At 40.7% G+C, this 20544-nt stretch carries 23 protein-coding genes; 18 read left to right on the forward strand and 5 right to left on the reverse strand.

Going from position 1 to position 20544, the window contains the following annotated elements; all coding sequences use genetic code 11:
- Positions 1–4 precede the first annotated feature (4 nt).
- From GSF08_RS09180 to GSF08_RS09190, 3 genes are all read right to left on the reverse strand, one after another.
- On the reverse strand, positions 5–397 hold the full coding sequence (locus GSF08_RS09180) for a DUF4280 domain-containing protein (protein WP_249806039.1): 393 nt from the start codon (positions 395–397) through the stop codon (positions 5–7).
- A 150-nt stretch (positions 398–547) separates the two neighbouring features.
- On the reverse strand, positions 548–988 hold the full coding sequence (locus tag GSF08_RS09185; RefSeq protein WP_160625504.1) for a GNAT family N-acetyltransferase: 441 nt from the start codon (positions 986–988) through the stop codon (positions 548–550).
- Positions 989–2044, reverse strand: coding sequence for an SIS domain-containing protein (locus GSF08_RS09190; protein ID WP_160625505.1), 1056 nt, complete (start codon positions 2042–2044; stop codon positions 989–991).
- A gap of 95 nt (positions 2045–2139) precedes the next feature.
- On the opposite strand from GSF08_RS09190, the gene nagA (GSF08_RS09195) reads away from it, so the two are divergent.
- The 5 genes from nagA (GSF08_RS09195) (at position 2140) to GSF08_RS09215 (ending at position 6672) form a co-directional block, all read left to right on the forward strand.
- Positions 2140–3357 carry an N-acetylglucosamine-6-phosphate deacetylase gene (gene nagA, locus GSF08_RS09195; RefSeq protein WP_160625506.1) on the forward strand — a complete coding sequence of 406 codons (1218 nt, stop codon included), beginning with the start codon at positions 2140–2142 and terminating at the stop codon, positions 3355–3357.
- Between the two features lie 119 nt (positions 3358–3476).
- Complete coding sequence (locus GSF08_RS09200; RefSeq protein WP_160625507.1) at positions 3477–4235, forward strand: GntR family transcriptional regulator; 759 nt, start codon at positions 3477–3479, stop codon at positions 4233–4235.
- 141 nt (positions 4236–4376) lie between these two features.
- Positions 4377–4991, forward strand: a complete 615-nt coding sequence (locus tag GSF08_RS09205; RefSeq protein ID WP_160625508.1) for a TetR/AcrR family transcriptional regulator — start codon at positions 4377–4379, stop codon at positions 4989–4991.
- The gene (locus tag GSF08_RS09210; protein ID WP_160625509.1) at positions 4988–5875 is read left to right on the forward strand and encodes an ABC transporter ATP-binding protein; all 888 of its coding nucleotides are present in this window, start codon (positions 4988–4990) and stop codon (positions 5873–5875) included. Before GSF08_RS09205 ends, GSF08_RS09210 begins: the two co-directional genes overlap by 4 nt.
- Positions 5872–6672, forward strand: coding sequence for an ABC transporter permease subunit (locus tag GSF08_RS09215; protein WP_160625510.1), 801 nt, complete (start codon positions 5872–5874; stop codon positions 6670–6672). Before GSF08_RS09210 ends, GSF08_RS09215 begins: the two co-directional genes overlap by 4 nt.
- Positions 6673–6778: 106 nt before the next feature.
- On the opposite strand, the gene rpe is transcribed toward GSF08_RS09215, so the two are convergent.
- On the reverse strand, positions 6779–7456 hold the full coding sequence (gene rpe, locus GSF08_RS09220) for a ribulose-phosphate 3-epimerase (RefSeq protein ID WP_160625511.1): 678 nt from the start codon (positions 7454–7456) through the stop codon (positions 6779–6781).
- A 130-nt stretch (positions 7457–7586) separates the two neighbouring features.
- Between rpe and GSF08_RS09225 the strand changes: the two genes are divergently transcribed.
- From GSF08_RS09225 to nagA (GSF08_RS09240), 4 genes are read left to right on the forward strand one after another with little or no spacing between them, the layout of a single operon-like run.
- Complete coding sequence (locus tag GSF08_RS09225) at positions 7587–8372, forward strand: histidinol-phosphatase (RefSeq protein ID WP_160625512.1); 786 nt, start codon at positions 7587–7589, stop codon at positions 8370–8372.
- 10 nt (positions 8373–8382) lie between these two features.
- Positions 8383–9036, forward strand: a complete 654-nt coding sequence (locus GSF08_RS09230; protein WP_160625513.1) for an HAD family hydrolase — start codon at positions 8383–8385, stop codon at positions 9034–9036.
- Positions 9033–9929, forward strand: coding sequence for a DMT family transporter (locus GSF08_RS09235; protein ID WP_160625514.1), 897 nt, complete (start codon positions 9033–9035; stop codon positions 9927–9929). Before GSF08_RS09230 ends, GSF08_RS09235 begins: the two co-directional genes overlap by 4 nt.
- Before the next feature lie 57 nt (positions 9930–9986).
- A complete protein-coding gene (nagA, locus tag GSF08_RS09240; protein WP_160625515.1) occupies positions 9987–11180 on the forward strand; it encodes an N-acetylglucosamine-6-phosphate deacetylase in 1194 nt (397 codons plus the stop codon).
- 73 nt (positions 11181–11253) lie between these two features.
- Here nagA (GSF08_RS09240) and GSF08_RS09245 read toward each other — a convergent pair whose 3' ends face one another.
- Positions 11254–12357 (reverse strand): SIS domain-containing protein, encoded by a 1104-nt coding sequence (locus tag GSF08_RS09245; RefSeq protein WP_160625516.1) that lies wholly within the window; start codon positions 12355–12357, stop codon positions 11254–11256.
- Positions 12358–12615: 258 nt separating this feature from the next.
- Here GSF08_RS09245 and agaB point away from each other — a divergent pair, with 258 nt between their 5' ends.
- The 9 genes from agaB (at position 12616) to GSF08_RS09290 (ending at position 20527) form a co-directional block, all read left to right on the forward strand.
- Complete coding sequence (gene agaB, locus GSF08_RS09250) at positions 12616–13089, forward strand: PTS galactosamine transporter subunit IIB (RefSeq protein ID WP_160625517.1); 474 nt, start codon at positions 12616–12618, stop codon at positions 13087–13089.
- 141 nt (positions 13090–13230) lie between these two features.
- Positions 13231–14031 carry a PTS sugar transporter subunit IIC gene (locus GSF08_RS09255; RefSeq protein ID WP_249806041.1) on the forward strand — a complete coding sequence of 267 codons (801 nt, stop codon included), beginning with the start codon at positions 13231–13233 and terminating at the stop codon, positions 14029–14031.
- The gene (locus GSF08_RS09260; protein WP_160625518.1) at positions 14018–14809 is read left to right on the forward strand and encodes a PTS system mannose/fructose/sorbose family transporter subunit IID; all 792 of its coding nucleotides are present in this window, start codon (positions 14018–14020) and stop codon (positions 14807–14809) included. The genes GSF08_RS09255 and GSF08_RS09260 overlap by 14 nt, the downstream gene beginning before the upstream one ends.
- A gap of 78 nt (positions 14810–14887) precedes the next feature.
- Positions 14888–15886, forward strand: a complete 999-nt coding sequence (locus GSF08_RS09265) for an SIS domain-containing protein (protein WP_160625519.1) — start codon at positions 14888–14890, stop codon at positions 15884–15886.
- 11 nt (positions 15887–15897) lie between these two features.
- The gene (locus GSF08_RS09270; protein WP_160625520.1) at positions 15898–16752 is read left to right on the forward strand and encodes a PfkB family carbohydrate kinase; all 855 of its coding nucleotides are present in this window, start codon (positions 15898–15900) and stop codon (positions 16750–16752) included.
- Positions 16753–16935: 183 nt separating this feature from the next.
- Complete coding sequence (locus GSF08_RS09275) at positions 16936–17364, forward strand: hypothetical protein (protein WP_160625521.1); 429 nt, start codon at positions 16936–16938, stop codon at positions 17362–17364.
- Between the two features lie 141 nt (positions 17365–17505).
- The gene (locus GSF08_RS09280) at positions 17506–19143 is read left to right on the forward strand and encodes a hypothetical protein (RefSeq protein WP_160625522.1); all 1638 of its coding nucleotides are present in this window, start codon (positions 17506–17508) and stop codon (positions 19141–19143) included.
- Positions 19143–19472, forward strand: a complete 330-nt coding sequence (locus tag GSF08_RS09285; RefSeq protein ID WP_160625523.1) for a hypothetical protein — start codon at positions 19143–19145, stop codon at positions 19470–19472. Before GSF08_RS09280 ends, GSF08_RS09285 begins: the two co-directional genes overlap by 1 nt.
- Before the next feature lie 275 nt (positions 19473–19747).
- The gene (locus GSF08_RS09290) at positions 19748–20527 is read left to right on the forward strand and encodes a GntR family transcriptional regulator (protein WP_160625524.1); all 780 of its coding nucleotides are present in this window, start codon (positions 19748–19750) and stop codon (positions 20525–20527) included.
- The last annotated feature ends 17 nt before the right edge of the window (positions 20528–20544 follow it).

Consider the following 20544-nt stretch of genomic DNA (forward strand, 5'->3'; position numbering starts at 1 on the left):
CCTCCTATTTGGTTGTAATATTACTAGCTTGCGGAGTAATGCTTATCTGTCCTCCGTATGCACACATGAGTTTTGAGCTTGAGGTTAAACAAGGTTTTCCAGCCAAGAGCACGGAAGGCTTGCTGATCGACCATGGTCCGCATGGCACCGGCATACAGGGCATGGGTGTGAGCACTCCAAGCGCAGCGGCAGTGGCCGCGGCAACCGCGGGATTTGCCATCGACGTACACATTCCAAACGGAATAATATTTTGTATGGGGCGGTTATCCATTACGGTAGCCAGTGGTTGGCCCTTATAAATAATGCGGGCGTCTGGAAAAACATTCAGTTTAGCTGGAGCGGTTCCGAATGTACATGTCAAAATGGTGTTGCCGGAAACTAATAAATCCAAGACCATCACATCCCTTCTAAACATATCATACCATATTTTACCAATTCACGAAATGTAAGCTGATCATTATTATTGCATTAATTCTGCGTAAATTTTCAATCATCATTCATAAAAAACAGACGATATTGTCATGTCACAAATCGTCTGTTTTTTTAATTAAGGCTTGGTACTGGGGCCATACCAGTAATAAACCGCTTTATTTTTAGGATGCAGATAACCTTCACAAGATTGATAAAGAGCATTCGCTGCGGTATTGTCATCTTGCGTAATCAAAAACGTGTAGTGCAGCTTCTGTTCTTTTGCATAAGCAACCGCCATATCAACCAAAGTTTTCGCAATGTGACGGCGCTTGTAAGCATCCAATACAAATACATGATAGATGAACAGCATATCTTGCCCTAGATCCATTCGCTCCATTCGATAAGCAAGCACATATCCGGTTATCTGATGTTCATCAAAACCGGCATAGACGAGATGGCTGGGATTGGATAGAAAGGCGGATGCTTTTTCATCACTGATCCGCTGCTGACGAAACTTCCAGACAATTTCCTGGAGCGGCTTGATATCCTGCGGATTCAGCAGCCGATAGGTAAGCATTTAACGGGTAACCGTGTGCTTGCTTACGCCGACCGGATTATCCGGGTCATAATCGCGGGAGAGAGCGCATAGGCAGGCAAACATCTGCGCAAATACAGCGCACGCATAGACTGCTTCCAAACCGTCATACTGAGATGGAATCAAGACAGAGCTGTCACCCAGCTTCGCAATTTCCGGATCATTGGTAACAATTGTAGAATAAATATGCTTTTCTTCTTTTAAACGCTCATGCAGGCCGATAATGCATTCGTTGGTCTGCTTATCAGCGATGAAGAAGATCGCCGGCACGAAGCGAAGCGACGTGGCAATCGGACCGTGACGATAATCACTGGACGCATAGCTGCGGGCATCCAGATAGCTGGTTTCCTGAATTTTCAATTCTGCTTCCTGTGCCAAACCGTACAGTAAACCGCGTCCAAACAGCAGCATATGCTCAATGTTGCGGTAAACCGGAATGATCGCCCGTACCTGATCTTCCAGCTTCAAAGCTTCAGCCACAATATCGGGAAGCTTATCCAGCTGACTGATCAATTCTGCCTTTCCGCTGATGTGGGCAGCTAACGCATTCAGGATCAACAGCTGTGTCATATAGGATTTAGCTGCGGTAATGCTGGTTTCTTTGCCGCATTCATTGTTGATGTAATATTTTCCGGCGGTGGTCATCAATGTATCACGTTCATTGGTTACACTGACACAAATTCCCCCCTGCTCATCGCAGCGCTTCATTACTTCATAGACGTCCTGCGCTCCGCCTGACTGGGATACACCGATTACCAAAGCATTTGAGTAATCCACGTTTCCATTATAGCAGGTGATAACAGCAGGGGTAGCGATGCTGGCAATCATCCCGCAATGAGTCTCAAACAGATAGCGTGCCAACTGAGCTGCGTGATCACTGGAACCGCGAGCCGCAAAAACAACGGTCTTGATGCCTCGCGCTTTTACTTCAGCGGCGATTTCCTTGAAAATCGGGGTGTTGACCGATAAACAGCGGCGCATCATTTCCGGCTGTTCAAAAATCTCTTTCCAAAGCTTAGAATTGCTAGTTGAAATCATAATTTCCCTCCTTGACTTTTACGAAATTATTTTATCACAGTTTGTGTTATAATGTTATTATATATTTACAAATATTTTAAAAGGAGGTTTCATTTATGCAGAAATTAGTAATTTCCCACCGTATCTATACTGAAAGGGGATGTTTGGACGGCGCTTTGCTCATTGAGGATGACAAGATCAAGCAGATTTATACCCGAGAAAATATCCCGGCTGATTATTGCGGGACGATTGAGGATTACGGAAATGATCGGATCATTCCCGGCATCATCGAGATGCATGTGCATGGTTTTAAAGGATGGAGCGCTTTTTCCTCCGATGTGGAAGAAATCAGAAAGCTTGGCAAAGCATTGACGGTCAGTGGAATCACGGGATTTACGCCGACCAATCATTACAAGCCGAATATTATGGAGAATGCCGCAGCCTTGGCAGATGCTTATGAAGGACCGCGTTACGGAGCCCGCAATCTTGGTATCCACATGGAAGGTCCCTTCATTTCCGCAAAAACTTTAGGGTCGGTCGAAGCTGATGATTTACATGAACCGGACTTGGATTTAATGAAAAAATTTTATGAAGCATCCCGCGGTCATATCAATACGGTCACGATGGCACCAGAAGTGCCGGGCAATATGGAAATCTTAGATTGGCTTGTTGCCCATGGAGTGAATCCGTGCATCGGGCATTCCTACGCTACGTATGCAGAATGCAAAAAAGCAGTTGATCACGGTGCGGTTATCACCCAGAAAACCGGAAACTGTATGCGCCAGATTCATCAGCGTGAGGTTGGCGTAGTTGGTGCCGCGATGCTGGATCGCCGCTTATATAATGAAATCAATTCCGATTTAGCACATTGCAGTAAGGAATTTCTGGAAATCCTATACCGCATGAAGGGCTATGAAAAACTATGCTTGGTAGCAGATAACGGCCGCATGAGCGGATTGGCATTTGGCCGCTATGATCTGAAGGAACGCGGCGGCAAGTATGAAGTGGGTAAGGATGGATTGCTGCACATTGCGGACGGTACGATCGACGGCAGTGCTTTAACGATCATGCACGGGATCCGCAACTGGGTGGAAGTAATCGGTATTCCCATGGAAGAAGCGGTTGTTATGGCTTCACTGAATCCGGCCAAGGTATGCCATGTTGATCATCAAAAAGGATCGATCAAAGAAGGCAAGGATGCGGATTATGTCGTTATTGACGATGCGTATCAGGTACTGCATACGGTAGTTGAGGGCACGATCGAATATGATTGTCAAAATGGTTTCAACTATGATAATAAAGAATATGCCGACTGTTTGATGGAAGCATATTAAAAATTAAGAAAGAACCCAACCCAGATATTGTTAAAAAATGCACAATTATGATAGAATCGTGTTATAATATCATAAAGTAAAGACAATGATACAAAGATACAAGGTTGGGAGGTATCGACTTGACTACCGATTACATCAAATTAAATAAAATGACGGCAACCCCGCTTTATTATCAACTGAAAGAAAGCATCAAAGCCGCAGTCAGTGAAGGCATTTTAAAACCCAATGATAAATTGCCTACGGAAGAAGAGCTGTGTCTGGCCTTTAATATATCCCGTCCGGTCATCCGTCAGGCGTATTCGGAATTAATCAATGAAGGAATCATCACAAGATTTAAAGGCAAAGGCACATTTGTCCGCGAACAGGAAGTGAAGGGAAGATTCTTCCGAGAACTCAGCAATTTTCAGCATGAAATGCACCGCCTTGGACTTACGCCAAGCACCAAGGTTCTGTCTTTAGAAACCATTTCGTATAATCGCAGGGTGTACGATGAAGTATTCCATTTAGAAAAAGGCGAGCCGGTTCTGCATATTCGCAGACTGCGTTATGGAAATGACATACCAATCGTTTTGGTTGAAACCTTTGTCCCGCTGAAATATTTTCCGGGATTAGAAAAAGCGGATTTCACCAGTACCTCACTGTATGATCTGTTTGAGAAAAATTACAGTACCTATGTTGCCAAAGCAGAACGTACGATCGAAGCTCGCATCATTGAAAATAAGGATGCCGATCTGTTGGAAGTCAAACGTCACAGTGCCATGCATTTTGTAAAGACCTATGCATATGATCTCAGTGAGCGTATGGTTGAGTATTCAATAGCAGTTTACCCGGGCGAACGCAATAAGTTTGATGTCGTCATCAACCGCAGCAGCAACTGATCATAACCCCTATTCTATGGTGATTATTCGTGAGAATTCATCATATCGGAATGGGGGATTTTTTATTTTTAAACAGGGGGTTGTTGAAACGAGTCAATCTGCTATAATCTGATTAACCGAGTCAGTCAAGGAGGTAAGACCATGCAGTTTGAAGAACTGTCCAAAGTGAAACAGGAAGCAATTATAAATGCGGGCTTACAGGTATTTGGGAAAAGTGATTATCGTCATGCAAGCACTGATGATATCGCGAGACTGGCTGGTGTGTCCAAAGGATCGCTCTTTTATTATTTTCATAATAAGAAGGAGCTGTACGGTTATCTTTTGGAATATGCGCAGCAAACGATCATGAAGGAGCTTCGTGATGATGCGATATTTCAGGAGCCGGATTTTTTTGTTATGATGGAGCGTTCCCTGAAGAAGAAGGCCGAGCTGATGAAGCGAAATTCTTATATTTTCGCATTTTTGTTGAAGGCCTATCCGGAAGTAAGTGAGGATGCTAAAGATGTGGTATATGAAAAATATGAATGTCTGATCGATTCAACCATGACGGGTATCCTGAAACATATCGATGTGAATCGATTTAAGGACGGGGTTGATGTGGATAAGGTATGGAAGCTTCTTTACTACTTTGCAGAGGGGTATATGCGGCCGTTTTATACCATGGAAGAACCGTTTGATATTGATGCGCTGGCGGATGATTTTATCGGGTATATGAATATGATAAAACAATATTTCTATAAGGAGGAATATCTATGAATGTTATAGAGATTGCAAATCTCACACGGGATTATGGAGATGGCAGAGGAATTTTTGATGTGTCTTTTACCATATCGGAGGGGGAAGTATTTGGATTTTTAGGTCCTAACGGTGCTGGCAAGACAACTACGATCCGTCATTTGCTGGGTTTTATTCATGCCAAGTCAGGAAGCTGTTCGATCTTAGGTAAGGACTGCGGTACCAACAGTGCGGAAATTCAGAAGCTGCTGGGTTACATCCCCGGAGAAATCGCTTTAAAGAACGATATGAGCGGTCAGCAATTTTTGAAATTCATGGCAGAATATCGGGGCATGAAGGATATGGGGCGATGTGCTGAGCTCATGGAGCGCTTTGAACTCAATCCCAAAGGAAAGATTAAAAAAATGTCTAAGGGCATGAAACAGAAAATCGGTATTATTACGGCATTCATGCATGATCCGAAAGTATTGATCTTAGATGAGCCGACCAGTGGTTTAGATCCGCTGATGCAGAATACCTTTGTCAAATTAATCATGGAGGAAAAGCAGCGGGGTAAAACAATTCTGATGTCTTCTCATATGTTTGAAGAAGTAGAACGTACAAGTGATCGCGTCGGTATCATCAAGGACGGAAGGATCGTAAGTATTTCTGATGTTGATACGCTTCGTCAAAGCAAGCAGCGGCGGTATTGCATTACCTTCCAGAGTGCAGATGAGGCAAGTCGTTTTGCGAAAGAGGAATTTGCCGTACAGGCGGTTGACGACCAAATGGTGCAGGTTATGATCGGTAACGATATTCAAAGACTGATAGCTGTTTTAAATACGTATCATGTACTCAATCTGGATATCGCCCAGCAGAGTCTGGAGGATCTGTTCATGCATTTCTATGGAGGTGATTCAAAATGATTAACTGGGTGCTGTTTAAAGAAGAATGGAAATCGAATTATAAGATTTTGATAATCTTTATGCTGATTTTGACGATGTATACATCCATTATGATTACCATGTTCGATCCTTTACTCGGTACTGCTTTGGATGAATTTGCTAAGCTGATGCCGGATATCATGGCACTGGTGGGGATGAACGGTTCCACGGCAACGCTGGTAAGCTTTATGTCTACTTATTTATACGGCTTTATCATGATTGCGTTTCCTCTCATCTTTATTGTAATGCTGTCCGTTCGTCTGATCGTCAGTAAAGTCGATCAAGGATTTATGGGTTATCTGCTGTCCTCCGGAAATGATCGCGGCAAGGTTATCCGTACTCAGATCGCTGTATTGCTTTCGCAAATTCTTGCGCTTCTGGTATATGTAGTATGTCTTGGGATCGTTTGTGGGGCGCTGATGTTTCCCGGTGATTTGGATATCTTTGCGTATTTGCGTTTGAATTTGGGCGCGCTGGCTCTGTATTTTGCCTTTGCCGGCATATGCTTTATGTTTTCTTGTATTTTTAATGAAACAAAAAATGCAGCTCTGTTAGGTGCCGGAATACCAATCGTTTTTATTCTGATTCAAATGCTCGGGAATATGAAGGGTGATCTGGAAAATTTAAAATATGCGACGATGCTTACATTATTCGATCCTGAGGGATTGATCGCCAAAACAGATACCGCGTTTTTAATGCTGGGTGTTCTGGCAGTCATAGGAATTGTGTGCTTCTGGTTCGGATCCTTTGTATTTAAGCGTAAAGATATGTCCTTATAAAAATAAAAAAAAACACCATCTGTAAATTGGCATGAAAGAAGCCGGAATATTTCCTACGACTGTCCTCATGACTTACACAGGTGGTGTTTTTATGTGCTCATGAATGCTATCCGCGTGACGATACTTCGATGATCGAGCGGAATTGCTTGACGTTGTCCTCAAAGCTGTGATCCTTACAAAACAGGGACGAGCTTCCTGCTACAAATGCATTAGCGCCCATTTCATTCATAATTTTCGCATTGTCAAAGCTGACATTGCCGTCAACCTCCAACAGGTAAGGTTTGTTTAAAGCGTCCACGGCTTTGTGCAAAGAAGCGATTTTATCCAGGGTGTAAGGAATGAGCGACTGTCCGGCAAAACCTGGATAGACAGTCATGATGGTGATCATATCAAGCTGCTCCAAATAGGGAAGCACGGCGGTGATATTGGTGTCAGGGCTCAGTGCAATTCCCGCTTTGCATCCTTTGCTTTTAATTTTATCAATCACTGCCTGCGGACAGCGGGTTGCTTCGATATGGAAGGTGATGATATCGTCTTTGCCGACCTGGAAATAATCAACCTTAAGTTCCGGGTGGACTACCATCAGATGTATATCCAGCGGGATCTGAGTTGTTTGGTGAAGCACGCTTACCATATCGGTACCAAGTGTATAGTTGGGTACGAATTCACCGTCCATGACATCAATATGAATATAGTCGATCTGATTGTTTTCAAACTGGCGGATCGTTTCATCAAAATGCAGCCAGTTGCCGCACATAATAGAAGGACAGATATATTTTTTCATAAGAAGCACCTCGTTATATTGTAATGATATAATAACAAATTAAATGACTGCCTTCAAGCCTTAGTTTTCCTATACAAAACTTATTTATTATATTATAATATTGTCATAATGTTTTTTGAGGAGGTGGATTATGCAGTCATTTAATTTTCATACCCATACTAAGCGCTGCGGCCATGCCACCGGGGAAGAAGAAGCCTATGTAAAGGCGGCCATTGAAGCCGGCTACAAGGTGCTCGGCTTCAGTGATCATGCCCCTTATAAACAGCGTTACAGTTGGGATGAACGAATGCATGAAGACGAATATCCGCTGTATTGTAAGGAAGTACGGCGTTTACAGAAAGTCTATAAGGATCAGATTCAGATATATCTGGGACTGGAAATTGAATATTATGAAGAACAGCTGGAAGAATTAAAAGCATACCGAGAAGAATTGGATTTTTGTATTCTCGGCCAGCATTCCTATACAGTCATGGGTCACAATTACTTTGTGGATTGTGATGACAGGTGGGTACTTGTATATGCAAATCAAATCCGCAAGGCTTGTGAAATGGGTTTCGTGGATATCATCGCCCATCCCGATTTGTTTATGATCAGCCGCAGTACCTGGTCAAAAGCCTGTGAGGAGGCAGCCTGCATCATTTGTGAGACGAGCAATCGTTTTCAAATTCCTTTAGAATTGAATCTTGGCGGCTTGCGTTACGGTAAGAAACAAAAGGGTAAGGAGCTGCGCTATGTATATCCTTATCGGCCTTTATGGGAAATCGTAGCGGAATACGGCTGTCCGGTTATTTATGGTTTGGATGCTCACTCGCCTGATTATGTGGGCAGAAAAGATATATTTAAGATTGCAGATGAAGTAGTAAAAGATTTGCCTTTAAACTTTTTAAAAGAGTTTAAACCGATGGGATGTAAATAGGAGGAAAATTATGATCAAAGCAGTAGTATTTGACATGGATGGGGTACTTGTCGACACCGAAGGGTTTTATCGGGATCGGATGATTCAAGTTTTTGAGCATTATCAGATCCCTTATACTGTAGCGGCGTGTAATGAATTGGCTGGGGGATCACAAAAGCATTATGATGAATTTTTGGCAAAAATGTTAGATGGAATTATGGATCCCAAAGAGTTTCATGATCGTTACGAAGCGACGTTTCGCGATGATCCGGTTGATTATGAGAAAATTATGTATCCGGGAGTTCATGAGTGTATTCGGGATTTAAAAGCTGGGGGCTACCGGGTAGCGCTTGCCTCTTCTTCCAAGATGGTGAATATTTTGGAAGTTCTGAAAGCGATCCAGCTGGAGGATGAATTTGAGTTTCTGCTGAGTGGAGAAATGTTTCATGAATCTAAGCCGAATCCGGAGATTTATCTGAAAGCGGCGGATATGCTGGGACTAAAGCCGCAGGAATGCCTGGCGATCGAAGACAGTACGTATGGTCTTCGCTCAGCATTCGATGCTGGATTACATGTGTTAGCGAAACGTGATGATCGTTTCGGCTACGATCAGGATATTGCGGAAATGAAATTTGATGACTTTCAGGATATACTCACATATCTGAGATCAAAGAGGGAAGCATGATGCATCAATATCGCGGTGTTGCCTATATTTTTCTCACCGCATTTCTGTGGAGCCTGGGTGGCCTGCTGTATCGCATGGTCAACTGGAATGCCACCTTGATTGCCGGATTTACTTCACTGATCGCTTTTGTGATCATGGGGATCTGGCGCCGCAGCTTTAAAGTAAAAGTCACCAAATTTGTTATTCTGACAGCGGTTTGTTCCTGTTTAACCAATTTGACCTTTGTTTATGCCAATCAGCTGACGACGGCGGCGAATGCGATCGTGCTTCAGTATATATCTCCCGTTTTCTGTTTGCTGTATGCATGCTTATATCATCGCCAAAAACCGACTGCCAAGCAGATAGCCGTCATATTTGTAGCACTCAGCGGCCTAGTGCTGTTTTTCTTTGGTAAACTGGACAGCGGACAAATGTTGGGAAATCTGTTTGCGATAGTATCCGGTATTATCTTCGGTGCGGTATTCTTTCTGAATACCCTGCCGCAAGCAAAACCAGCCGACAGTTCCATGCTGGCTCAGTTATTTGCGGCGGTAATGGCTATTCCGTTCCTGTCTCAGATTCCTTCAGTTAATACCTCGTCGTTGACCGGTATTTTGCTGATCGGAGTGCTGCAGATGGGAATTTCCAGCATTGCCTTTGCGAAAGGTATTCAAGAAACGGAATCGGTTACCGCAAATTTGATCTGTCTGTTGGAAACGATCATGAGCCCCCTTTGGGTGTTCATCGCCTATGGAGAACGCCCCGGTGCCTATGCTGTTTTGGGAGCAGTTATTCTAATGAGTGCCGTCGTATTAAATATTATATGGGAAGGCAAGGAGGAAGCAAAAGAAGCGCTTGCGGAAAAAGAGCTTGCCCGGGAAGTACTGGCTTATGAAAAAGAAGGGGGATCTTAATCATCCTCCTTTTGTTTAAGATTCATTTCGTTTGAGGAAAACGGGAAAGGAAATGGTATGCAGGAATATTTGATCATATCCAAGCGAATACTTACGCCTAATGGCTTTCTGGCAGGAGCCCTGCACATTCAAAATGGAATTATCGTCAATATATATCAGGAGGAGGATGAGCTGCCTGATCTGCCGATGTATGGCTATCGCACCCAGATGGTATTGCCCGGTATTATCGATCTGCACACGCATGGCCTGCTGGGCTGGGCGGCAGCTTCCTTTGATGCGGAAAAAATTGAAAAGCTCGCTCAGGCAGAATGCTGCGTCGGTGTGACGGCCTTTCAGCCATCCATTGCAGATTTGGAAACAATGGAGGATTATGATCGGTGCCTGCATGCCATTGGTAAAGCAAATCCGATTAGCGGGGCGAGGATTCTAGGAGCGCATATGGAAGGCCCGTATTTTCATCCCGATCATAAGGGCTGTGACCTGGCGCGTAATATCACGCCGTCATTAGATGCGATGAAAGCGGCCATAGAAGCATCTGATCATCATCTGACGTATGTTGCGCTGGCTCCGGAATTACAAAATATGGATACGATTATACCATATTTATTAAAAGCGCAGATACGAGTGGGAATCGGCCACAGCGATGCGACTTTTGCTCAAGCCTGGCAGGCCATTGAGATGGGCGCGAACATCGGTATCCATACCGGTAATGCGATGCGGGCAATTCATCAGCGGGAAATCGGTATCAGCGGAGCCCTTCTGCTGCATCCAGACGCTTATTGTGAGTTGATTTGTGATTTTCACCATCTGGCCCCTGAATACATTCAGCTGGTTTTGAAAATGAAGGGAAAAGAGCGGGTTTTGATGATGAGTGACGCGACGGAAATGTCCGGCTTAAACGAGGGTATTTACCGTATCCGCGGCCGTAAGATGATCGTGAAAGAGGGAAAGGTGCAGCTGGAAGACGGTACGATTGCCGGCAGCAGCAGTTATGTGCTTGCGGGAATGAAAAACCTGGTGCAGAAATTGAATCTGCCGATTGAGGATGTATCATATATGGCATCTATGAGCCCTGCGAACGTAATGGGGATCCAGGCGCATAAAGGGTCGTTGGAAGTCGGCAAGGATGCAGATATCATGGTTCTGGATGATGACTTTAACTGTATGGTGACCTATGTGGAGGGAACCTGTCGCTATCAGGGAGAACCGTTGTCGGATTATACGAATCATACCTTTTTTAACCAAGCATAAAAAATCACGTAATAAAAAATATATAAAAAAAGCATTCGATGTGGGATCGGATGCTTTTTCATGTAATCAAAGATTAGCATTCTGTATCTACATAGTTTTCTGTTTTGCAGGCAACTTTTTCTTTGAAGATATTGTACAGCGGATGCTTTTCCCATTTATGTGTATCTTCCGTAACTTTATAAGAAATGATCTGGAAGAACGGCAGTGAGTATAATGGTGCGATCAATGGATTGGTGTCGAATGGCAGCCGGATCGCATGATCATCGTCAACCGTTGGATCATTGGTGATGATGTAAGCTTCATCGGTAATTGTACGTACAGCGTGATAAATTTCACTGACGCGTTTACTGCAGTGATCCATACCATCCACGAAGAACAGTGTGTAGTTTGGAGTAAGCTGCAGGTTTGGACCATGCAGGAATTCTTCCATTTCATAAGCGACAGATGGAATCTGAACCGTCTCACCGATTTTCAGGGCACCTTCCAGTGCGGTACCATAGCTGGCACCGAATCCGCATACATAAGCGCTGGTCATGGAAGTCATCGCCTTGTAATTTGTTTCGTAAAATTTCAAGGTTTCCTCGGTAACGATCTTATGTGCATCAGCAGTCTTTTTGATTTCTGCTTTTAAGGAATCTGCCTGTTCTGCATCCATGATGCCTTTCACTAATGCGGCTTCAATCGAGAACAGCATTAAGAATTCCGCTAACGTAGTAACACCCTTTGTCACATAGCCAACGGTTTCAATGCCAACCCCATATTCAACCAATTCATCCGCATGATCTTTGAAATCACTGTCCAGATTTCCGGTCAGGCCGATTGCTTTTTTACCCATTGCCTTCAGCTTTTCAAGCGCTTCAATTGAATTCGTAGAATATCCGCTCTGTGAGATAACAAAACCGAAGTCATCATCACCCATATTGTTTTCATAGTTTGTGAAGGTATATGGGGTAACGATTTTCACTTCACAGTTCAGATACTCACGCATAAATGCACGGGCACAATTAGAACCGTTGAAGGAAGATCCGGATGCGATAATCCAGATTGTTTTATAATCCTTTTCCGTGAAGTCTTTCACCAGGGCTGCGGTCAGTTCCTTAGAACGATCTACGTTGTGGGCGATAGCCGGTGCAGACTCTAATACGTAATCCATCATGGTCATTTTCTTTTCTGTCATAATTTCCTCCTTGTCATATTGTCATGATATATTTATTATAGCATATGATTTGTTGAATGCAATTTCTGTTCTAGGTAAATTTGTAGAAAAAGATTCTTATTTATAAGGAAAGAGCATAAAGAAAGGAATGTAATTTCATAATCGGGGAATATGTGAAAATGCAATCATTATGTAACTACATATTGACAATCAGGAAGCTTTTTACTAAAATATAGTCAGGCAATAAAACGCTTACAAAATAGATAGGGATGATTAATAATGGCAGAGCCTAACATTTTATTGACAAGAATTGACAACCGTCTGGTACACGGACAGGTTGGTAACGCATGGGTTGGAGCAGTTGGACCGAACTTGATTATCGTAGCAGATGATGAAGCGGCAAACGATCCGATTCAGCAGTCCTTGATGAAGATGACTGCTTCATCAGTAGGCTGCGGTATCCGTTTCTTCTCTTTGCAGAAGACGATTGATACGATTTTTAAAGCAAGTCCTAGTCAGAAGATTTTCCTGGTTGTGAAAACTCCGGCCAGCGCAAGAAAACTGATTGAAGGCGGTGTTCCAATTAAGCAGTTGAATGTTGGTAATATGCATTTCTCAGACGGTAAAAAAGTTTTGCATGAGTCACATGTTTATGTCGATGACAAAGACGTTGCTGACTTTGATGCAATTAAGGCTGCCGGAACGGAAATTTATATTCAGATCGCTCCAGGCGATAAAAAATATACCGTTTAAATTTGTACAATGCATGAAGGAAAATGCATGCGGAATACATGCATTTTTAAATTCGGGTTTTAAGCTCGTTTGTAAGAAAGGGATACAGACAGCTTTTAACATATTGATCGTTTAATACGATCAGAAAAGGAGGATTTTTAGATGGAGATTACGATGGAGATTACATTGATTCAAGGTATTCTGCTTGCGATCGTTGCATTCATCTGTGGAATCGACCAGTGCTGGGAAGCATTCTACTGGTTCCGTCCGATGGTTGTTGCGTTCTTTGCAGGTATCGCACTCGGCGACATGAAGCTTGGTATCCAGGCTGGTGCCATTGCCGAACTGTCTTATCTGGGTCTGCTGACTGTTGGTGGTACCGTTCCACCTGATCCACTGATGGCTGGTATGATGACAGTTGTTATCGCATACACAACTGGCAAAGGTGTGGAGACTGCATTAGGTCTTTCCCTGCCATTCGCACTGTTAGCTCAGTGGTTAGGTATTTTCTTCAATACCGTATACGCTGGTTTCATGCGTCCGTTGGAAGCTGCTGCAAAAGCTGCTGACACAAAGAAATTCAGAAACATCGTTTATCTGTCAGTTGCTATTAAAGCAGGTGCAGTTGCACTGCTGACTTTCTTAGCAGCTTATGGTTTACAGAAACCAATTCAGGAATTCGTAAATGCATTCCCGAAAGAATTAATTCACGGCTTTGAAATTGCCGGTAACCTGTTACCTGCAGTTGGTTTAGGCCTGTTATTGATGATCATGCTGAAAAAGGAGAATGCTCCTTACCTGTTCATCGGTTTCTTAATTGCTACATTTACTTCTGTTGGCAACGTTCTGCCAATCGCTATTGCGGCAATCGCTATTGCATACATCGATTATATGTATGATCAGAAAATGGCAAAAGCGGCTAGCGTAAGTATGGAAGGAGGAGCTGACGATGACGGTATCTAGAAATAAACTGACAAAACAAGATATTAACAAGATGAGTTTATACTCTGTTATTGAACAGTCATGCTTTAGTTTTGAACGTATGCAGGCTGCAGGTTTCACACTTTCTATGGTTCCTACATTCAAAAAAATCTACGGTGATCAGAAAGAAGAAATCGCTGCTGCTATGATGAATAACATGGACTTCATCAACACTGAACCGCATATGGCTACTTTCTTGATGGGATTGATCGTATCTCTGGAAGAAGCTGGTGAAGACCGCGAAATGATCAAGGGTATTAAAACTGGTCTGTTCGGACCTTTAGCTGGACTTGGAGATGCAATCTTCTGGTTCACACTGCTGCCGATTTCTGCAGCGATCTGCTGTTCCATTGCCAAAGATGGTTCCGTTCTTGGACCTCTGCTTTATATTGGCATTTGGTTTGTTGCGGCAATTTCTCGTATCTGGTTTGGACGTCTGGGCTACACATTAGGTGTTAACGCAGTATCTACTATTTCTGAGAATGCGAACGCTATCACCAAAGCAGCTGGTATTCTGGGTGTAATGGTTGTAGGTGGATTGATTCCTTCTTACGTATCACTTGAATTTGCCAAAAAGCTGACAGTTGCCGGCGGAGTTAACGTTCAGGGAGTATTTGATGGAATTCTGCCTAACGTTCTGCCTTTAGGATTTGTGTTCCTGCTGTATTGGCTGTTCAAGAAAAAGAACGCTAACGTTATCGTTATCATTCTGGGAATTATTGTATTCTCAATCGGTATGTCCTACCTCGGCTGGATGTAAGATAAGAGTGATGTATATGAGCTCTTCATTGGTAAGCCAATGAAGAGCTTTCTTTTATGAAAGGGAAAGGGTGACAAGATGATTAATTTTGATGAAAAAAGCATGTTAGCGAATGGGGCATATATTTATGATCAAAGAGGTCATATGGAAGCGATTGCAGATCAGATCTGTAAAGAGGGCTTTGATAATATTTTCTTTACATCAAGCGGAGGATCTATCGCTATGATGAATCCTTTTGTGGATATCATCAATGAGATGAGTGATATTCCTGTATATTCCATTATTTCCGCTGATTTACTATTGACCGGCCACAATCAGCTGCGTAAGAATTCGGTTGCATTTCTGGCATCCAAATCCGGTGATACAAAAGAAACTATGGAAGCTGCCCGGTATCTGAAAGAGCGTGGGGTACGCATGATTTCAGTAATCGGAAAAGAGCATTCACCGCTGGAAGAAATATCTGATCATAGTGTTATATATAAGGACGGTCGTCCTCAAGAGCTGATTATGTATCTCTTAATTGGAAGAATTTTATATAATAAGGGATTCTTTCCGGATTATCCGAAATTTGCGGATGAATTAAAAGAACTGCCGGCAGTCCTTGTTTCAGTACGCAAAGCGGCAGATGAGAAAGCGAAGAAATATGCGGAAACATACTATAAGGAACCATATAATATCTGGGTAGCATCGGGTAATTTATGGCCGGTCTGCTATGCTTATGCGATGTGTGTATTAGAAGAGAGTCAATGGATCCGCACAAAATCGGTCAGCTCACCAGAGTTCTTCCACGGAACACTGGAGTTGGTTGAAAAGGATGTTTGTGCTACCTTATTGATCACCGAAGGTAAAACCAGACCATTGGATCTTCGGGTGAAGGGCTTTTTGGAACAGTATACAGATAAATTCACTTATTTTGACTGTGCTGAATATGCGTATCCGGGAATCAGTGATGAATTTCGCTGGATGCTTTCACCAGTGGTTATGAATGCAGTTTTGCAGCGCATCAGTAAGAATATTGAAGTTGTAACCAATCATTCTCTGGATATTCGGCGTTATTATCGTACGGTTAACTACTAGGCGGAGACTCTATGAAAATTCTTGGATTAGGTGATAATGTAGTTGATCGCTATCTGAATCTCAAGGTGATGTTTCCGGGCGGCAATGCAGTCAATGTAGCTGCGCACAGTGCCAAATTGGGAGCTGAAGCTGGTTATCTGGGACGTATCGGTAATGATCAGGAGGGCCGAATGTTATTGAATGCTCTTCAAGATCTGCATATCGACCTTTCCCATTGTGAGCTTGTAGACGGCGGTACTACCAAGCGTTGTGATGTGAATGTATATGAGGGTGAACGATCTTTTGTCGGGGTTGATCTAGGAACCGCCTGGCCGGGAGCGCCGACTTTAAAGGATGATGATATCGCTTATATAAATTCTTTTGATCTTATTCACAGCAGCTGTAACGCGAAAATGCCGGAGCAAATGATGAAATTGAAAGACTGTCCTGGTCTTGTTTCGTTTGATTTCGGAGAAAAGGAAAAATACCGTACGGATGAATATATGGATATGGTCTGCCCATATACGAATCTGGCGCTGTGCTCCTGTGACGGCATGTCTTTGGAAGCGCGCAAAGCGCTGGCAAAAAGAATGCTTGAAAAAGGAATTGATGTTGTGCTGCTTACCAGCGGCAATGTCGGACCGCTTGCATATAATGGCACGGTCTATGTTGAAGGCAAGGTTGAATATGTAAAGCCAATTGATACAATGGGTGCAGGTGATTCTTTTCTAGCAGCCTTCATCGTATCGCTGCTGAAACAGGGTTGGAAGAAATCTCATATACCAAGCGAGTCAATGCTTCAGAAAGCCTTGCATCAAGGCGCACACTACGCCGCACAGAACTGTCTGATTGAAGGCGGCTTTGGATATAAGAAATTATATATTTAGCAAAGGAATCCCCTTCTTGACAATATTTTCCAATTTAACTATAATGAAGTTATAAGGGAATAACGGAATTATTACTAGGGGGGTGATTCCAATGGTTACATTTATTTTCAATAGAACATAAAAGAATAGTTATCTATCTTTATGTTCTATTTTTTTATTTATTGACCATAAGGAGGATAAAATATGTTAATTAATAAATTGATATTGGCTACGTCAGTTTTATTTCTTTCATCTTCACCTGTAAGCTTATATACTAGTGATGAGTGGGAAATTATGCCACGAGCAGCTGTTGGAAGTCAAAAGGCATATAGTGGAACTGCTAAAATGAAAACAATAGGTAATACTTTGCAAACAGTTAACTATAATGTAACCGTATATATGTCGTGGGATGATTCAACAGGTCGTGTTTTAGGTGCTGATTTTGGAGGACATAAATGTACTGTACCTGCATCCGGGGTTAAATTTACATGTACACTAGAAACCGTTTCTATTACAAAAGCAACATATTATGCCAAATATACATATAAAGCTGTTTATACACTTAATGGGGTAAAAAGAGATTATGGAAGTCCTAATTTCACTATCACAAGATACAGTCCAGGTCAAAGTTAATCTAGAATGAAAAAAAAGTACCTAGTTATTCCTTTATTTTCATTCATATTAATGATTTTAATATATAATCTTACTTCATTCATGAATTTTAATTTTTATTATACATTTTCTGATGTATTGCATATTGAAACATATCAATCAATGAACACAATTGATGTTATTAATAGTAATGAAATGGAATTCGATAAATTCATTGTATCTTTGATTGAGTATGCAAACAAAAATAATATAACTTATGTTCATGATAATAATAGTAGTAAAAATGGAACAGAAATTATTAATCATTATATTTATTCAAATAATCAAAAAGTACAAAAATTATTGGATATCAAATCAAAAGATTTCAAATATAATTTCAGCTTTAGTACAAAACCAAGTAAAGTTACAGATCGTTTATTAGAATTTGGAAAGCCCTATATTGATGGAAACATTAATTTAATTATTGGCATTAAAAATTTTGCTTATTTAAAAAACTCTAATTTTTCAAACTTCCGTTTGACAGTTCTTTGTGCAACGCAGAAAAAATTTAATAGTTTCTCAAAATGGCTTGAAAATAGTAAAGGTTTAGAAACTAGAAAAGTCGAAGTTCATTCTGAATGGCTTCAGGAGTTAAAAAGTAAGAAAAATTTAATGATTAATCTAATTTTACTTTTAATAATTTTATTGTTTGTTTTTGATATTAAATTAATATTAAAGGAGGTAGATAAAAAGAATATTTTAAAAGAAAATATTATAATACTTTCTTTATCGTTTAGTATCTTTGTATTTTTATTCATAGGATTATCAAGTATACATAATAATATCTTTTTAAAACAATACATGTATTATATATTACCCAGAGTATTTATGATTTATTTTACTTATTTGATAGTATCCTTCATAATATTTAGTTTTTTTGAAAAAAACACATCTAATAAGCTTAATTTGTATATTTACACAAAGCTTATTTATTCTATTATTTTAATGGTTTCTTTGAATAAAGTATATTATCTAACTGAATACTATTTGAAACAAGGTTATAATATCTATGTTAATCAAGAAGAAATAAATTCTAAATATTTGATTAAAAATCTTGATCAGATAAACAAAGAATTATTTGAGGATTTTTTACCAGAAATAATATATTATGATTTTCTAAAATTAAATCTAAATGGAGTTGAGTATTCTTTTATAATAGTGAATAATGAATATATAAGTAAACACTTAAATTTTACACTCAATTTAACTGATTATGATTATATTATACCAAAAATCTTCAAATCAAGTTTAAAAAAAGAATTTTCCAATTACAAAGTTTTGTGGACAAAACAAGATTATAAATTTTTGAATTATAATATATATGATGTTAATCAAGGCTTTGACAATGTAATAATTAGCAATATTGAACATAATAAGCAATTTGATTATGTTGATAGTGGGTGTATATTTATTCCTGAGCATAAAATACAAAGAATTAAAAATGTGTTACATGATCATAATATAGAGACTTATAATCTTATTAAGTATAAAGGAAAATCAAATTATGAATTAAGTATAGGAAAAGTGAATATTTTAATTAGTATTTATCTATTTGGCATGTTATTTTTGATCACGAATTCGTTGTGTCGAAATTTTATAGTTGAAATTAAAAGAAGCTATTTTTCCTATATAGGTATGGAAATAATGTTTTTTGGATTTTTTTCATATATACTTAATATTCATTTGATACTATCATCAGCGTATTTTTTGGTTAATTGTACGTTCTTAACCGTTGAGAAAATAAGAAAGAAGGATCTTTAATGTTAAAAAAAAGTTTAAGTATTTTTACTATAATGTTAGTAGCTACTATAACGACTTGTTTTGCGTATCAACAATCAGCTGATGTGAAATGTGGAAATACAATGCCTAATAATTATGGTGTTGCATCAGCATATCATCCTGTTAGAACAACAGCAGCCACGCGAGTTACATCTGGAAATTTAGCTAAAGAAGGTCATAAATATTGTGCGAGAGTAGAAGATGCAAACTCTGCTGCTGTGCAGTGTACAACTAGAAGAAATACCTCTGCTGTTGCACAAAAGCCTTTAAGCCTCACAATCCCACATACGCATTCTTGGACATATGAGTAGATTATAAATTAATAGCAATGTCGCAAAATATATCAATTATGATGTATATAAATTTTGTTTTATTAAAACAGAGTTGGAGGAAATCTCATATACCAAGCGAGTCAATGCTTCGGGAAGCCTTGCGTCAAGGCGCACACTACGCAGCACAGAACTGTCTGATTGAAGGCGGCTTTGGATACAAGAAATCGTTTTAAAATCGGCTTCTAAAGCCGATTTTTTATCTTTCATGACGTATATGGAAATGATATAATACATTATAAAGGAGTCGATCTTACATGGAAGCTGTCTATCAGGAACTCACGATCAATCGTAATTCTGCAATTCCGCTCTATTTTCAATTTAAACAATTTATGATTGATAAAATTGAAAAGGGCGAGCTGAAAGCCGGAGATTTAGTACCAACCGAAGAAGAACTTTGTAAACTGTACCACATCAGTCGGCCAACCATCCGACAGGCCTTTGGTGAACTGGTGAATGAGGGGTACATGACGCGAAAACGGGCGTTGGGAACTTTTATATCTCATCCTAAGCTCAGTTCAAAATTTTTGAATCGCATCGCTCGTTTTGATGAAGAAATGGAAACCATAGGCGTTCAGCCCATTACTTTGGTGAAGAAGCTGGAAGTATGTGATGCACCGGATGAGGTGGATATCAAATTGCATTTGCACGGTGATCAAGCGATCAATCTGAATCGTCTGCGGCTTACGGAAAAGGGAGTGCCGTTTGTCTACGAGGAAACGTATATGCCATATCATCTGTTTCGCGGTATGGAGCATCTTGATTATACTGAGGATTCCATGTATCTGAATATGGAAGCACACGGGCATAAGATAGGAAGGATTGAGCGGGCAGTTACCGCGATTGCCGCAGAAGGAGAAATCGGAGCGATTCTAAATGTGCCGGATGGCTACCCGATCTTAAGTATCGTCACGGTTGGTTACTCGGTTGATGATATTCCGATCGAGCACTCAACTAGTTATAATCGTTCTGATGTATACTGCGTGAATTTGGATATTGTATCACCGGATTTTCACGCTCCGAAGGATATAGAATAAAAACAGATGAAAATAAA

Origin of the sequence: Copranaerobaculum intestinale (assembly GCF_009831105.1) — a bacterium.
Taxonomy (GTDB): Bacteria; Bacillota_I; Bacilli_A; order Erysipelotrichales; family Erysipelotrichaceae; genus Copranaerobaculum; species Copranaerobaculum intestinale.